At 40.2% G+C, this 14,802-nt stretch carries 17 protein-coding genes; 12 read left to right on the top strand and 5 right to left on the bottom strand.

Translation table 11 applies throughout. The features are described from left to right. Positions 1–84: 84 nt before the first annotated feature. The 6 genes from LZZ98_RS01785 (at position 85) to trpB (ending at position 5,397) form a co-directional block, all read left to right on the top strand. A complete protein-coding gene (locus LZZ98_RS01785) occupies positions 85–1,227 on the top strand; it encodes a ribonuclease D (protein ID WP_237786405.1) in 1,143 nt (380 codons plus the stop codon). A gap of 129 nt (positions 1,228–1,356) precedes the next feature. Beyond that, complete coding sequence (locus LZZ98_RS01780; protein WP_131274068.1) at positions 1,357–1,665, top strand: YcgL domain-containing protein; 309 nt, start codon at positions 1,357–1,359, stop codon at positions 1,663–1,665. Positions 1,666–1,686: 21 nt separating this feature from the next. Next, positions 1,687–2,070: a hypothetical protein gene (locus tag LZZ98_RS01775; protein WP_086174209.1), complete on the top strand. Its 384-nt coding sequence runs from the start codon at positions 1,687–1,689 to the stop codon at positions 2,068–2,070. Between the two features lie 21 nt (positions 2,071–2,091). Further along, a complete protein-coding gene (locus LZZ98_RS01770; protein ID WP_237786404.1) occupies positions 2,092–2,943 on the top strand; it encodes an AAA family ATPase in 852 nt (283 codons plus the stop codon). A 12-nt stretch (positions 2,944–2,955) separates the two neighbouring features. After that, positions 2,956–4,143, top strand: a complete 1,188-nt coding sequence (locus LZZ98_RS01765) for a vWA domain-containing protein (RefSeq protein WP_237786403.1) — start codon at positions 2,956–2,958, stop codon at positions 4,141–4,143. Between the two features lie 45 nt (positions 4,144–4,188). Then, positions 4,189–5,397, top strand: coding sequence for a tryptophan synthase subunit beta (gene trpB / locus LZZ98_RS01760; RefSeq protein ID WP_237786402.1), 1,209 nt, complete (start codon positions 4,189–4,191; stop codon positions 5,395–5,397). Between the two features lie 135 nt (positions 5,398–5,532). Here trpB and LZZ98_RS01755 read toward each other — a convergent pair whose 3' ends face one another. From LZZ98_RS01755 to LZZ98_RS01745, 3 genes are all read right to left on the bottom strand, one after another. Further along, entirely contained in the window at positions 5,533–5,964 is a 432-nt protein-coding gene (locus LZZ98_RS01755) for a CBS domain-containing protein (RefSeq protein ID WP_237786401.1), read from the bottom strand. Between the two features lie 131 nt (positions 5,965–6,095). Continuing rightward, positions 6,096–6,470: a DUF2750 domain-containing protein gene (locus LZZ98_RS01750; protein WP_086174204.1), complete on the bottom strand. Its 375-nt coding sequence runs from the start codon at positions 6,468–6,470 to the stop codon at positions 6,096–6,098. 138 nt (positions 6,471–6,608) lie between these two features. Beyond that, positions 6,609–6,842, bottom strand: a complete 234-nt coding sequence (locus tag LZZ98_RS01745) for a hypothetical protein (RefSeq protein ID WP_086174203.1) — start codon at positions 6,840–6,842, stop codon at positions 6,609–6,611. Positions 6,843–7,064: 222 nt separating this feature from the next. Here LZZ98_RS01745 and LZZ98_RS01740 point away from each other — a divergent pair, with 222 nt between their 5' ends. Together LZZ98_RS01740 and LZZ98_RS01735 are read left to right on the top strand one after the other, a co-directional pair. Beyond that, a complete protein-coding gene (locus tag LZZ98_RS01740) occupies positions 7,065–7,427 on the top strand; it encodes a hypothetical protein (RefSeq protein ID WP_086174202.1) in 363 nt (120 codons plus the stop codon). 106 nt (positions 7,428–7,533) lie between these two features. After that, positions 7,534–7,854 (top strand): hypothetical protein, encoded by a 321-nt coding sequence (locus LZZ98_RS01735; protein ID WP_237786400.1) that lies wholly within the window; start codon positions 7,534–7,536, stop codon positions 7,852–7,854. Here the strand turns inward: LZZ98_RS01735 and LZZ98_RS01730 are convergent. Both LZZ98_RS01730 and LZZ98_RS01725 read right to left on the bottom strand, forming a co-directional pair. Then, a complete protein-coding gene (locus LZZ98_RS01730) occupies positions 7,781–9,361 on the bottom strand; it encodes a M16 family metallopeptidase (protein WP_237786399.1) in 1,581 nt (526 codons plus the stop codon). The genes LZZ98_RS01735 and LZZ98_RS01730 overlap by 74 nt on opposite strands. Before the next feature lie 11 nt (positions 9,362–9,372). Next, the gene (locus tag LZZ98_RS01725; protein WP_237786398.1) at positions 9,373–10,713 is read right to left on the bottom strand and encodes a M16 family metallopeptidase; all 1,341 of its coding nucleotides are present in this window, start codon (positions 10,711–10,713) and stop codon (positions 9,373–9,375) included. Positions 10,714–10,937: 224 nt separating this feature from the next. On the opposite strand from LZZ98_RS01725, the gene ftsY reads away from it, so the two are divergent. The 4 genes from ftsY to LZZ98_RS01705 all read left to right on the top strand — a co-directional run bounded on the left by ftsY (position 10,938) and on the right by LZZ98_RS01705 (position 14,564). Beyond that, entirely contained in the window at positions 10,938–12,038 is a 1,101-nt protein-coding gene (gene ftsY / locus LZZ98_RS01720; RefSeq protein WP_237786397.1) for a signal recognition particle-docking protein FtsY, read from the top strand. Positions 12,039–12,210: 172 nt separating this feature from the next. Beyond that, positions 12,211–12,897, top strand: coding sequence for a nitroreductase family protein (locus LZZ98_RS01715; protein ID WP_237786396.1), 687 nt, complete (start codon positions 12,211–12,213; stop codon positions 12,895–12,897). Positions 12,898–13,084: 187 nt separating this feature from the next. Continuing rightward, positions 13,085–13,678, top strand: coding sequence for a nitroreductase family protein (locus LZZ98_RS01710; RefSeq protein ID WP_237786395.1), 594 nt, complete (start codon positions 13,085–13,087; stop codon positions 13,676–13,678). A 211-nt stretch (positions 13,679–13,889) separates the two neighbouring features. Further along, positions 13,890–14,564, top strand: coding sequence for a YccT family protein (locus LZZ98_RS01705; protein ID WP_237786394.1), 675 nt, complete (start codon positions 13,890–13,892; stop codon positions 14,562–14,564). Positions 14,565–14,802: the final 238 nt, after the last annotated feature.

Raw genomic sequence — 14,802 nt, 5'->3', positions numbered from 1 at the left:
GGCCAAATGTAAATTTAGTTATATCTAAATTTTATATATAGGTTAAAATACATTTAAGAGAATCTGGTTTTTAGACTCGGTAATATGTTTCAGTTTATTCAGCAACAAAAAGATTTAGACAATATTTTGCACTTGATGGGGCAGACCTCCATTTATGGATTGGATACCGAATTCATCAAGGTCGATACCCTGTGGCCCAAATTGGGTGTATTTCAAATCAATGTTGCCGATCAGGTGTTTTTGCTGGATGGCACAAGTCTGGATTTGTCGTTATTCTGGGCAAGACTGTTTGATGCTCAGCAGAATATCTTCCATGCCTGCAGTGAAGATATCGATTTAATCTATCATTATTCACAGCAAAAAAGCTTAAGAAATGTTTTTGATACCCAGGTTGGTATGTCTTTTTTAGGGCATGGGCTACAGATGAGCTATCAAAATGCATTAAAGCACATGCTGGATGTTGAAATTGATAAAGACCAGACCCGATCTGACTGGTTGGCACGTCCGTTAAGCTCTGAGCAACTCACCTATGCGGCGAATGACGTACTGTATCTGATGAACCTGTCCAATAAAATTCAGCAGCAATTAAGCGATAAATATTTACTGGATTTTGCACTAGAAGATTGTCGTCATCTGACTCATGAAATTGGTCAGGAAACGCCTGTAGAGTTGCTTTATCACGATATTGGCAATTATCGTCATTCACGTCGTCAATTGATGCAGTTACAGCAGCTGGCTGTATGGCGTGAGCAGATGGTCAAAGCCCTGAATTATCCGCGTAGCTTTATCCTGAAAAATTCTACCCTGATTGATCTGGTGGAAAAAAATCCGCGTAATCAGTTCCAGTTGTCCAGCATTAAAGATATCCGTCAAAATATTGTGCGTGAATATGGTAAAACCATTCTGGATTTACTTAAATTCTTGCCTGAACAGGCAGAATGGCCACTGCGTATGGCACGTCCAATTCGTCACTCATCCAAAGAGATTGGTGAAAAAGTCGATAATGTCATTCAGGCTGTGGTGCAGGAAACAACAGTACCTAAAGAAGTATTGATGCGTAAAAAATGGCTGAATGCACTGTATCAGCACGTGGTCTTTCATAATGATGAGCAGGATTTACCTGCTTATCTGCTCGGCTGGCGTTATGATGTACTGACCAAGCCATTGATTGAAGTTCTGCATGCAGATGAAAATTATCTGTCTACCCAAATGAAAGTGATAGATTAATTTTTAGCCATTCTGTTTAAAGAATTAACATTTATATACAATCACGACTGATGCGTTAATAATCATTAATGTATCAGTCTTTTTTTTGCTGTATGCTTTGTCCTGAGTTTTATGAGTACTGTTCCAACTATGCAATGTTCAATTTTTAAATCTAGCAAAAAAGATGAAATGTATCTTTACATCGCCCGTCCAGAAGCCACTGAAAATGAAGCTGAGGCAATCAATCCGCTAGAAGTTTTACCGGAAGCGATGCGCGTTGCATTTGGTCGTGCAACTTTTGTTATGGATTTAGAGTTATCTGAAGGTCGTAAATTGGCACGTGTAAATGTGTTGCATGTGATCGACTCTATTGAAACTAAAGGCTTCTTTATTCAAGTACCTCCAGAAGGGTTAATCAATCCAAATGCTGTTGCACCTGAAGGGCTTCGTGGTGCTTAATGGTTAATCAGGAGTTGTAAGATGAATGGTTTTCTTTCACTACTAGATTCAATTCCTGAAGATAGTATTGCTGTCACGGTTTATCTTGTAGGCAGTCTGATTATTCTATGGGCTTGGTATGCGATTGCAAAACGTTTGCCTAAACCTTTAGGTGGCATGACCTGGCTCATCGGCTTTGCCATTTTACTGACACCCACAGTTTCTGAAGGAAATAATGCTGCTATCGCTCCAGCTATTTTCGGCTTGCTGTTCGGTGTGCTCACCAAAGAAAAGACGCTGATTTGGTCAAATGCCTCTCTGATCTTGTTTGTGCTCGGAGTAGGTTTGGTCATTGGTGCCTTATGGTCAAAATACACTGCCAACAAGGCAAAATTCGAATTAAACAAAAATAGTTCACCGCTTTAAGTAAAACAATAAGGTTAGATCATGTCTGTTGATACCCAACAATTTATCGGTACAGATCAGTACATTGCGACTGATAGTTTAAAACTTGCTGTCAAAGCTGCACGTCGTTTGCAAAAACCGCTTTTGGTTAAAGGTGAGCCGGGGACAGGTAAAACGCTACTTGCCGAACAGGTGGCTGAAAGCCTGGGGCTGAAGCTGCTCACCTGGCACATCAAGTCAACTACGAAAGCACAGCAAGGCTTGTATGAATACGATGCTGTATCGCGTTTGCGTGATAGCCAGTTAGGCGATGATCGTGTTTATGACATTAAAAACTACATCAAGCCAGGAAAATTGTGGGAAGCTTTCACCAGTGAAGAGCGCTGTGTGTTGTTGATTGATGAAATTGACAAGGCAGACATCGAATTTCCGAATGACTTGTTGCATGAACTCGACAAAATGTCGTTTTTTGTTTATGAAACAGGTGAAACCATCACGGCGACACAACGTCCTATCGTGATTATTACTTCAAATAATGAAAAGGAATTGCCGGATGCATTCTTGCGCCGCTGTTTCTTCCATTATATTGAATTCCCTGATGAAGCGACCATGCGCGAGATCATTGATGTGCATTTCCCGCAAGTGTCTACAGCTTTGGTGAATGAAGCTTTACAAGTATTCTTCAAGCTTCGCCAGATTCCGGGCTTAAAGAAACCACCATCCACTTCTGAACTGATTGACTGGTTAAGCCTGCTGATGGCAGATGACATGCCAGAAGATATTTTGCGCAAGCATGACAAATCCAAGGCGATTCCACCGCTGTATGGTGCGCTGATTAAAAACGAGCAAGATGTGCAATTGCTTGAACGTTTAGCCTTTATGTCGCGTCGTTAAGGAGACATCGCCATGTTTGTGCGATTGTTTTATACCTTACGCAAATACGGTGTGCCAGTATCAACGCGTGAACTGATTGATCTGAATGAAGCGGTTGCTTTAGGGCTGGTTTTTGCCAATCAGGACGAGTTCTATCAACTGGCTAAAACGGTCATGATCAAAGATGAGCGTTTCTTTGACAAGTTTGATCGTGCAATGAAAGATTACTTCGATGGTATTTCCACTTTTGATCTGGATGATTTGCTCAATCAGGTACATAAACTGCCGAAAGACTGGTTCGACCTCGAGCTTTTAGAAAAGCATCTCACTCCAGAACAACGTGAAGAGCTGAAAAAAGCAGGCTCGCTGGAAGAACTGATGAAGATGCTGGAAGAGCGTCTTCGTGAGCAGCACAAGAAGCATCAAGGTGGTAACAAGATGATTGGTACTGGTGGCACATCGCCATTTGGTGCCTATGGCGATCATCCTGAAGGTGTGCGTATTGGTGGGCCAGAGCGTAAACGTTCTGCAGTCAAGGTTTGGGAGCAGCGTAAATATCAAAACCTGGATGATGAGCAAATACTCGGTACACGGCAAATGCAAATGGCACTCCGCCGTTTACGCAAGTTTGCCCGTCAGGGCGCTGCTGAAGAACTGGATATTAACGGGACCATTCGTGAAACGGCCAAGCAGGGCATTTTAGATGTACAGCTGGTTCCGGAACGTCGCAATCGTATTAAAGTGCTGATGTTGTTCGATGTTGGTGGGTCGATGGACTCGTATATCGCCGAATGTGAAAAACTGTTCAGCGCGGCCAAAACCGAATTTAAAACTTTAGAATATTTTTATTTTCATAACTGTTTGTATGACTATGTCTGGAAAGACAATATCCGCCGTTCTAATACCCGCATGAATACTTGGGATTTATTCAATACTTATGGGCGCGACTATCGGGTAATTGTGGTAGGGGATGCCAGTATGGCACCTTATGAGTTGAACTCTGTGGGTGGTTCTGTTGAATATATGAATGATGAAGCAGGTAATGTCTGGTTACAGCGTTTACGTCAACATTTTGAAAAGACGGCCTGGCTTAATCCAGAACAAGACAGTTATTGGCATTACACCCATACTATTGGTCAAATTAAACAGATTTTTGAAGATCATATGTATCCCATGACCTTAAAGGGTGTGGAAGATATGACAAAATATTTGGCTCGTTAAGCGTATTGAAATCAAATGCGTTCTTTTTAAATGAAGGAATTGAAAATGGATCATCAAATTAATGGCATCCCATTACCCAATGAAGAAGGTTTCTTTGGACAATACGGTGGTCAGTTTATTCCACCTCATTTAAAAGAAGCGATGGACGAAATCAATGTGGCGTATGAGCAAATCCGCCATACTGCTGAATTTCAAAATGAATTGGCTGATTTATTTACCAATTATGTCGGTCGTCCAAGTCCACTGTTTCATGCCAAACGTCTGTCCGATCAATTGAGTGGAGCACAAATCTACCTGAAACGCGAAGATTTAAACCATACCGGTGCACATAAGATTAACCATTGTTTAGGCGAAGCTTTACTTGCTAAATATATGGGTAAGAAAAAAGTAATTGCTGAAACGGGTGCAGGTCAGCATGGTGTGGCACTTGCAACCGCGTGTGCCTTGGTGGGTATTCCATGTGAAATTCATATGGGTCAAGTGGATATTGAAAAAGAACATCCCAATGTAGTGAAGATGAAGATTTTGGGTGCGACCCTGATTTCAGTTACACGTGGCACCGCTACCCTAAAAGATGCCGTGGACAGTGCCTTTGAAGAATACTTAAAAGATCCGAAAAACTTCATCTATGCGATTGGTTCAGTGGTAGGTCCACATCCATTCCCGAAAATGGTGCGTGACTTTCAGTCTATTATTGGTGATGAAATCAAGGTTCAAACCCAGGATCGTTTTGGATCAAATCCTGATTATGTGGTTGCATGCGTTGGCGGTGGTTCCAATGCGATGGGCGCTTTTACAGCATTCTTAAATGATCAAGACGTTAAACTTGTAGGTGTAGAACCTGCAGGACATGGCTTGGATACTAATATGCATTCGGCAACCTTGACTCTGGGTAAACCAAGCCAGCTTCATGGTATGGCCTGTTATGTGCTTGAAGATGAGCAAGGTGAGCCTTTACCGGTACACTCGATTGCTTCAGGTCTGGATTATCCGGGCGTGGGTCCACAGCATAGCTTGCTAAAAGACTTGGGCCGTGTGGAATATACCACTGCGACAGACCAAGAGTGTCTGGATGCCTTTATGACTCTTTCACGTGTAGAGGGAATTGTGCCTGCACTGGAAAGTTCACATGCTGTGGCATGGGCTTTACGTGAAGCACCAAAAATGGCCAAAGATGTGAAAATTGTCGTGAATCTATCGGGTCGTGGTGATAAAGACTCAGACTATGTGGCTGCAAAATTGGGTTTGAATTAATTATAAAAATCTCTCTAGTGCCATATATGGCTTATCTTTTAAAAGAGGATGGTTAAAAGTCTCCCTTTATTAAAGGGAGATTTAGAGGGATTAAAAAAAACCTCTCGACATGAGAGGTTTTTTAGGCATTAAATCTTAACTCGCAATATATTGTTGTAACTGATCAATGAGTTTGCGCTGATCATCCATTACAGCTTTTACCAAATCACCAATCGAGATTAACCCTACCAGTTTTGCATTTTCAACTACAGGAAGATGACGTAAATGACGATCAGTCATTAAACTTAAACAGTCTTCAACACTGGTGGACTTAGTCACGGTCAGTACTTTAGCAGTCATGATTTCACCGACTGTCGTTTCTTTAGAGGTCCGTTCCATCAACGTCACTTTACGCATGTAATCACGTTCAGACAGAATACCAACCACTTTTTCTTGGTCAGTCACGACCAGTGCACCAATGCCTTTAGCTGCCATAAGTGAAATTGCTTCAAGTACCGTCGATTCAGGACTAATAGTAAAAATCGTTTTCTCAATTTTGTTCTGAATAACTTGTGCTACATTGGTCATTTATTATCATCCTTTTTGTTATTCATTTGACATTAAACTTAGCGCGAAATAAGAAAAATGCAAATACTTTTCGGGTCATAAATAAAAATTTACATTTCCCTATTTTTCATTATTGCTGTTGGCAGAAAACATTAAGCCGGTTGCACAGAATCAGAAAAAAAGAAATGCCGCATTTGTTGAGTGGTCAATTTAAATTTTCGACTCGACGAATGACAGAGTGCAGGTGTTACATTTAAGCGAGTTAAGGTCGGCAGCAAGGATTCCTGAAAATCCTTTGGCGTAATTTTACGCGGTGTATAATTTGGCCAGTGCAACTGTGCATATTTCTGTGCCTGAATGCCGTTCAGCCAAAATGGAAAAATGTAATCTTCATGGTCGGCCATCATGGCCCAGCCTTGTTGATGATAGAGTCCCCAAAGAACACCGCAGTACATCATTGATTTTAAAATCGTGATTTTAAAAAATAAGTCTTTAGGAACCAGTTGTAATGAGTTAATTCGATTCATACCAGAGACATGTAGTGAATTCAGCAGTTATTGTAAGAAATTTAAATGAAAGTTCTGTGTAAGCTTTGAGAAACAATGTAAATAAATATGTATTTAAAAACAAAAGGGATTAAAAAACGCCACCTTGGTGACGTTTGATTAGGCTTGCATCGTGGCCAGTTTCTGCCAGTATTGTGCTTTGAGCGAGTCACGTTCTACCCGGAAGCCTTGATAGTAAAGTTCTGCTAAAAATAAAGCGGCTTTACCATGCCCGGCACGAGCGACTTCTTCCAATTTTTGAACTGCATCTGAAAAATTCATTTGAGATTGAATGGTATTCACGGCATCTGCATATGCATGTTCTAGATCTTGAGGAGAGAGTTGTTGAATCATATTAAACTCCTTATTGTAATTATGATTGCTAGTAAGACGATTAAATTTGTCTTGATACTAATTTAACTAAGTATTGTTAAAGTAATATTACATTGAACTCAGATTGTCAAACAATATATGTGGGCTATAGCATTAAAATCAAGGTTACATGATTAAACAATATACAAAATAATTTTTGCTTAGTATCTTAGTAGAGGAATTTGAAAATATAAGGAGAATAACATGACAAAAACATTAGACGGTTTCACCTTTGATTTGCCTCCTACTCCAGATCAAATCATTGAACTCGCGCATCAGCATCGTAGAAATTTGGATGAAGCCATTTTCCACCAGGAAATTCATCTGGGTAATTTTTGCTTGGCACAGCGTAAAAGGGTTTATGATTTTACTCGCCAGCTCGATGTGCAACAACGTGAGGATTTTTATAGCCTCTATAATGGTGAATTGCTGCGCATAGCGGATGATGATGAACTGCATCCTGTGCATGCAGAAAGAGGGGTGGGTGTATTTGCAATTGCCCTGGTCATGGGGATTATTGCTCTGGTGCTTTATTATGCGGTCATCAGGAATGTAGTTGGTTACTAGATCATTTTGATTTGCTCAATTTCTGTTACAAATGCGGCGAAATTGAGCAAATCTGCTTGTACTTCTGCATGCCGCATCCTACACTACCTTGAGTTCGAGGTAGGTTATGCATATTGCTTTACAAAAAATTGTTCAATTAAAATCTCAAATAAAGCTTGAAGATATTTATAACGGATTTATCGCTACAATCATCGTCATTATCCTGAGTCTTGCTTTCATTGCTCTGCATCGCCCCATTTCGGTTCAACAATTTGAAAATGTTGTGAAACTTTCAGCTCAAGCCAATTATCCAGATACTCAAGAAATGGCTTTGCTGCTGATGCAGCAACCTCAGATTCCTTATGCCCACTATTTTAAATTGATGCAGGCGCATCAGTTGGAGATGACACAGGCGCATCAGTTACCGCCTTTGCAACCGGAGCAATAATAGTTTCCGGGATCTGCTTGATTGCAGGTGTGTTTTTGGGAGTTTGCGGATTCAGGTCTTGTTTTAGTACTGCTTCCAATGCGGCTTTATCTAATTTCTCATTCACTATAATGATGGTAAGACGTTCAGGATGTAGATGTTTTTGAATGGCATTCTGCACATCTTGTGCAGTAATTTTTTCTAATAATTTTGGATAGTGACTCAAGTAGTCTGCCGGCTGGTTGTAAAATCCTATAGAACCTAACTGGGCGTTAATATTGGCATTGCTACTATAATTATTCGGAAAGGCACGTAACATGCCTGCTTTGGTTTCTTCCAGCTGTTTCCGGTCAATGGGTTGTTGGACAAAATTGACCAAAGCCTGATGGGCGACTTGCAGGCTATCGAGCAGTTGATCTTGACGGGTAGAGTAGCTGAAGCTAAAGGCTCCTGGAGCCTGGCTAAAGGAAAATGAACTATAAGCCCCATAACTCAAACCGCGCTTAACCCGCAGTTCTTTCATCAAGATAGAGTTGAAGCCACTTCCACCAAACATCTGATTGGCAACTTCCAAGGCTAGGCGATCCGGATCGAAGCGTGAGGGGCCTAATTGACCCATCATTACATGTGCCTGACTTGAACTAAATTTAATGTGGCGAATATCAAAACTTGATTTATCGACGGGTTGAGCCAAGGGTTTAGCTTGTTCACCTTGTTTCATATTCCCGGAAATATGTTCAGAAAGTTGTTGTGCCTGTTTGGTACTGAGTTGACCTGTAATGGCAATGTTCAGGTTCTGTGCCACCAAAAATTGATCACTAAATTGTTTTAATTGTGCTGGTGTGATTTTGCTGATGCTACGCTGAGTTCCGCTAATCGGTTCGGCATAGGCATGTTTCCCATATAAAGCCCGATAAAACAGAACACTCATCATTCGGCTTGGGCTTTCCTGAATTTGCTTTTGTCCGACTTGCGTGTTGCTTAATACCAGACTGATACTGGATTTTTCAAAGCTGGCATGCTTCAAAAGCTCCATCATCATCGCCAAGGCGGGTTCAAGCTTTTGAGGATCAGACAATACCCGTAATTTTACAATGAACATGTCCCGATACGCTTGGGCACTAAATCGCGCTCCCACACTTTCAAAAGCATTGGCAATTTCATTGGCCGTATAGTTTTCTGTGCCTTCATCAATCAGTTTTGCCGCCATATTGGCAATGCCATATAAACCGGGTGCAATTTCTTCATCTCGGGCTGAGCCAGCATTAAATGTCAGCTGAATATCAACCATAGGCAAATCTGCTGATTCTACAAAGAGCGTGCGAACTTTATATTTATTTTTCAGCTCATGCACATAAGGGGCATAAAATTGACTTTGTTGATTGGGAATTTTTAAGCTTTGTAAAAGTGGAATAGATTTGAGCTGTGTTGGATTGTCATCTGGAATGGTATCTAAAGCCACATCCGCCATTACGACTTGACACCCGATCATGGTACTGAAAATAAGAAAAGGAGGCAGCTTGATCATGGCAAATTCGACTATTGGGCTTTATTTTCAGGCGAGAGGTATAAGGTGCTCAGATTGTCCCGGCTAAAATAAACATTCGCCACGCGCTGAATATCCTGTGGGCTGACGGTTTCAAAATGTTTTGGTAATTCATCCATCAAACGAAAACTTAAACCATTGATTTCTAGATTGCCCATCATCCGGGTTTGCCCGGCAATGTCATCTTGGCTATAGACTAAATTGGAAACATATTTCGCTGTCACGCGATTGACTTCTTCGGGTTTAATCAACTCTGTTTTTAACAGCTCAATTTCAGCCTGAATAGCTTTTTCAGCCTCTTGCAAACTCACGTCTTCCGCGGGCAAGGCCGAAATACTCACCAAGCTGTCTCCGCGACTATAAGGGTCATAGGACACACTGACTGCGGTCAATATTTTTTTATCGCGCACCAGCCGATCTTGCAGTCGTGAAGAAATTCCACTGTCCAAAATGTTTTTGATAATGGTTAATGCGTAAGCATCTTGTGGATTTTTTGCTGTAGGTAGGGAACGCACGTTCCACGCCATAAACAGATTCGGCACTTTAACCGGCAGATTCAGTTCCATATGACGATAACCAACATGATCAAACTCTAATACGTCATTACGTGGCGGGGTTTTTCGGGCAGGAATATCGGCAAAATACTTTTGCACTTGCAGTAAGGCATTTTCAGCGTTTACATCGCCGACAATAATCAAGATGGCATTATTCGGGCTATACCAGTCGCGATACCATTTTTTGACATCTTCCAGCTGAATGTTTTGCAGGTTTTTCATGTATCCAATCACCGGTTGGCGATAATGGCTGGTTGGATAAGTAATCCATTTAAAACGTTCAAAAGCCAGTGCTGTCGGGTTGTCATCGGTACGCAAGCGCCGTTCTTCCATCACCACTTTAATTTCCGGTTCAAAATCTTGTTGGCGAAACAACAAGTTGCTCATGCGGTCTGCTTCAAGTTCCAAGGCCATCGGTAAATAGGTTTTAGGATAGAGCTGATAATAATTGGTGTAATTGGTAAAAGTCGAAGCATTGACCCTGCCACCATACATACGGCTTAAGCGGGTAAACTCGTCATTGGGAACTTTTTGTGTGCCTTTAAACATCATATGTTCCAGTACATGTGAGATCCCTAATAGATTTCCCGATTCATCACTACTGCCCACGCGATACCAAATTTGCGTCATCACCATGGGAGAACGATGGTCTTCCCGGATAATCACTTTTAAACCATTCTTCAGTGTAGTTTCAAAGGTGGTACGTGCCAGTTCACTCCGCGTTTCTGCCTGCGTTAAATCGCTTTGCAGCGTAAGCAATACCAAGCTGATCGTTAACATATACTTTTTAGAAAAATTCAGCTTTGGAAAAAGTGAGTGGTAACTTTTGAGCACAAGACTTACCCAAGTGATGAATTAAATTTATAAATATTTTTTCAGAAACTCCAATTTGAAAGCAAGCTTAAGTTGTTGGTTTTTGGTGTGTTCAATGTCTACTGGGAAATGCGCGACAAAACTATGCTAGAATTCTTATTTTTTAACGCAATGCTTTTCAAGGATTCGGCATGCAACAGCAATCTAATGGGCAAAATAAATTTTTGATTGATGCTGATATCGGGGATGACGATGTCACTTTACCGAATTTACCCGCGGTAAATATCCCTATTGTTGAAACTCAAAATGAACAAGTTACTGTTTCTGCGCCTGTAGCCACAGAAACAGAGCAAGATGAGACATCTAAAGGCGGCTTTTTCAGCCGCATGAAAGTAGGGTTGACCAAAACCCGTAAAAACCTTGCCGATGGTATGGTTAATATTCTCATTGGTGGTAAAGAAATCGATGATGAATTGCTGGAAGAAGTTGAAGAGCAATTACTGGTTGCTGATATTGGTGTTGAAGCCACTAAAACCATTATTGCCAATTTGACCGAGCGTACTGAACGTGGCGATTTGATCTATTCACACTCGCTTTACAAAGCACTGCAAGAAGAATTGGTGGCTTTGCTGGCACCGCGTGTTAAACCTTTACATATTGATCCGAACAAAAGTCCATTTGTGATTTTAGTCGTGGGTGTGAATGGCGTAGGTAAAACCACAACCATTGGTAAACTGGCAAAACGTTTACAGGGTGAAGGTAAAAAAGTCATGTTGGCCGCGGGGGATACTTTCCGTGCAGCAGCCACTGAACAGCTTCAGATTTGGGGTGAGCGCAATAATATTTCAGTTGTCGCACAGGGTCATGGTGCAGACAGTGCTTCTGTGATCTTTGATGCTTTTGAAAGTGCACGTGCCAAAGGTGTAGATGTCCTGATTGCTGATACTGCAGGACGTTTACATAATAAAAGTAATTTAATGCAGGAACTCACCAAAGTAAAACGAGTGATGCAAAAAATTGATGCTACAGCACCGCATGAAATTATGTTGGTGGTCGATGCAGGCACAGGTCAAAATGCAATTAATCAAGTTGAAATGTTTGATGAAGCTGTAGGTTTGACAGGACTAACCATTACCAAACTGGATGGTACCGCTAAAGGTGGGGTGTTATTTAACATTGCAAGCCGTACCCATGTGCCTATTCGCTTTATTGGTGTGGGCGAGAAAATTGATGATTTACGTCCGTTTTCGGCAAAATCATTTGTTGCCGCGTTATTTGAAACTGAAAAGTAAAATGCGTTATATTTCACACAAACTCCGCTAAATGCGGAGTTTGTTGTTTTTGCGATAACTGTTTGATTTAAAAAACGACATTCAAAAATATCTAATTCAAAGAATCCCTCAATAAAACCGCTAGAATATTAAAAATATTACAAGCTTAGCATTTGTATTGGGGAGTACTGCTGTGGCGTTATTAGATAAAATTGGTCAGGTTCTAACGGCAGATATCACCAAAGAATTGAAATTTAAAAAAAGAACCACAGATGAGATGCATGAATTAACTTTTGTCGATCATTTAAAAAAGCGTCGCAGTATTTATGTGCTGGGGAAGAAGGTTCATTTTAGCCAGGCTTACTTGACCCAGCTTATTCAGGAAGCAGTAAAAAGTTGTCCGTCTGCGTTAAATTCTCAAAGTTCTAGAATTATGGTTTTATTTGGTGATTCCCATGAGCAATTTTGGCAAATTGTCAAAGAAGTACAACGTAAATTAGTTGCCGTACATGTATTTTCCGGTGCGGAAATGAAGATAGAGCAATGTATGGCAGGATATGGAACCGTACTGTTCTATGAGGATCAGAACATCATACAAAAATTGCAAAAGAAAATTCCTTTTAATGCCGATGATTTTCCAATCTGGTCAGAACAGACATCGGGTATGGCGCAATATGCAGTATGGACAGCCTTAGCTGATTCTGGTATTGGTGCTTGTTTGCAACATTATAATCCGAGTATTGATACGGCAGTTTCGGAACATTTTCATATTGATGAATCCTGGTTGTTACGGGCACAACTTGTATTCGGTTCTATAGAGCAAGAAGCAGAGATCAAACAGGAACCTCAGAACGCTGAACGATTTAGAATTTTGAATTAATCTCATCGCTGTATCAATTAAGCACTTTTAATGGGTGCTTTTTTATTTTATATCAGTTGAAATTAGCTATGAAACTGTTCCATAAATAAAACACAATGTCACTTTTTTAATTGTGGAATAATTCTAAAATTAACATAAGATCAATATATTCTAATTACGCTTATTAAAATTCAAAGAAGGTGAAACCATGTCATTTTTAGCCCATATGAAACAACGCCGTACTATTTATGCAATTGGTCAAAATGTTTCGATCACAGCAGATAAAATAGAAGAAATCATTAAAGATGCAGTGCGTAATAGCCCCTCTGCTTTCAATTCACAAACTTCACGTGTCGTGACTCTATATGGTGAATCGCATGCGAAATTCTGGAGTATTGTGCGCGAAACGTTACGTAAAATGGTGCCAGAAGGTGCATTTGAAAATACCAATGCAAAAATTAACAGTTTTGCAGCAGGATATGGCACGGTATTGTTTTTTGAAGACCAAGATGCGGTAAAGTCGCTTCAAGAACAATTTCCCTTATATGCTGAACATTTTCCGGCATGGTCAGAGCATTCCACTGGAATTGCACAATTTGCCGTATGGTCATCATTGGCAGAACAGCATATTGGTGCCTCATTGCAGCATTACAATCCTGTAATTGATGATGAAGTGGCAGCTACTTTCGATATTCCTAAAAACTGGAAATTACGTGCTGAACTGGTGTTTGGTTCAATTGAAGCATCAGCGGGAGAAAAAACATTTCTTGATGATAGTATGCGTTTCAAAAGATTTAACTGATGAATGTTTCCTTTAAGTGAAGTTAAGAGAGTGCTAAAACAGCACTCTTTTTATTGCTAAAGCGAATTGCAGATAAATCAGTTAAGTTGCAAAGCTTATCTCAACAAAGTCTTGAAAATACAGCTGTATTGAAAATAGCTTTGTCATAAAATTGTCATTTGTTAATTGCATAGTGCAATATATTTTTAATATTCAAAGAAGAGATAGTGGGATGAGCTTAAAATTAACTTTTGCTGCAGCTGCATTGATGGTAAGTGTAAGTGGTGCTGCATTTTCGGCAGTCACTATTTCAGCTCCAGAAGAAATTAAAATACTAGCGGTGAATGATCAGGAAGTTAATTCCGGATTATTTCGTGCCAAGAACAATCAATATAAAGTCGATGCAGGGATTAGTAATATCAGTGTGCGTTACACCCAGTATTTTGAACATTTGAATGGTGAACACGATATTGTGAAATCTGGTGTTGTGACTATTAAAACACCAGATTTAAAAGATGGTACAGAATATCGACTAGACTTGGTCAATGCACCAGCAAATTTTGAAGCGGCCAAAAAATATGCTGAACAACCCATTGTGGCACTGTTTGATAAAAATAATCAGATAGTGGTTCAACAAGCGGGTGCAAACACAGAGCAAAAACCTTGGCTGGGACAGGGTATATTTTCAAAAACTACAGATTTAACTCAAAAGAAAACAGCTTTGGAGAATCAGCCTGCCCCTGTATATACACAAATGGCAGTTCAACCTAAAGTAGCGGCGGTTGCCTCTAGTGAGTCAGGAGCTTTAGCAATCACTGGCGATCAGCAACTGATTCAATTATGGCAAAAAGCAAATAAGGCAGAACGTCAGAAGTTTATGTCATGGCTAGCAGAGCATTCCAATTAATAAATTTAAATAAAACCAGCATAAAGCTGGTTTTATTATTTTGAGAGGGAAGATTAAAAATAAAAATGGTCGAGATGATCTAAAAAATGAATGTTGCAATGTGTAAAAAACACTCAAAACAACCTTTAAATATGCTAAAAATATCTTTCTGGGTTAAAAAACAAACACTCGAATGCGAAATTATAGAAAATTCTATAATAGGGGTTGTGTTGGTTTAAAAACTCTATAGAATACGCTG

Origin of the sequence: Acinetobacter sp. SM34, from assembly GCF_022012365.1 — a bacterium.
GTDB lineage: Bacteria > Pseudomonadota > Gammaproteobacteria > Pseudomonadales > Moraxellaceae > Acinetobacter.
This window is presented reverse-complemented; position numbering and strand designations above follow the sequence as displayed.

Excerpts from the sequence above, each read along its gene's own strand:
- LZZ98_RS01785 (WP_237786405.1), top strand. The coding sequence starts at position 85 with ATGTTTCAGTTTATTCAGCAACAAAAAGATTTAGACAATATTTTGCAC.
- LZZ98_RS01780 (WP_131274068.1), top strand. The coding sequence starts at position 1,357 with ATGCAATGTTCAATTTTTAAATCTAGCAAAAAAGATGAAATGTATCTT.
- LZZ98_RS01775 (WP_086174209.1), top strand. The coding sequence starts at position 1,687 with ATGAATGGTTTTCTTTCACTACTAGATTCAATTCCTGAAGATAGTATT.
- LZZ98_RS01770 (WP_237786404.1), top strand. The coding sequence starts at position 2,092 with ATGTCTGTTGATACCCAACAATTTATCGGTACAGATCAGTACATTGCG.
- LZZ98_RS01765 (WP_237786403.1), top strand. The coding sequence starts at position 2,956 with ATGTTTGTGCGATTGTTTTATACCTTACGCAAATACGGTGTGCCAGTA.
- trpB (WP_237786402.1), top strand. The coding sequence starts at position 4,189 with ATGGATCATCAAATTAATGGCATCCCATTACCCAATGAAGAAGGTTTC.
- LZZ98_RS01755 (WP_237786401.1), bottom strand. The coding sequence starts at position 5,964 with ATGACCAATGTAGCACAAGTTATTCAGAACAAAATTGAGAAAACGATT.
- LZZ98_RS01750 (WP_086174204.1), bottom strand. The coding sequence starts at position 6,470 with ATGAATCGAATTAACTCATTACAACTGGTTCCTAAAGACTTATTTTTT.
- LZZ98_RS01745 (WP_086174203.1), bottom strand. The coding sequence starts at position 6,842 with ATGATTCAACAACTCTCTCCTCAAGATCTAGAACATGCATATGCAGAT.
- LZZ98_RS01740 (WP_086174202.1), top strand. The coding sequence starts at position 7,065 with ATGACAAAAACATTAGACGGTTTCACCTTTGATTTGCCTCCTACTCCA.
- LZZ98_RS01735 (WP_237786400.1), top strand. The coding sequence starts at position 7,534 with ATGCATATTGCTTTACAAAAAATTGTTCAATTAAAATCTCAAATAAAG.
- LZZ98_RS01730 (WP_237786399.1), bottom strand. The coding sequence starts at position 9,361 with ATGATCAAGCTGCCTCCTTTTCTTATTTTCAGTACCATGATCGGGTGT.
- LZZ98_RS01725 (WP_237786398.1), bottom strand. The coding sequence starts at position 10,713 with ATGTTAACGATCAGCTTGGTATTGCTTACGCTGCAAAGCGATTTAACG.
- ftsY (WP_237786397.1), top strand. The coding sequence starts at position 10,938 with ATGCAACAGCAATCTAATGGGCAAAATAAATTTTTGATTGATGCTGAT.
- LZZ98_RS01710 (WP_237786395.1), top strand. The coding sequence starts at position 13,085 with ATGTCATTTTTAGCCCATATGAAACAACGCCGTACTATTTATGCAATT.
- LZZ98_RS01705 (WP_237786394.1), top strand. The coding sequence starts at position 13,890 with ATGAGCTTAAAATTAACTTTTGCTGCAGCTGCATTGATGGTAAGTGTA.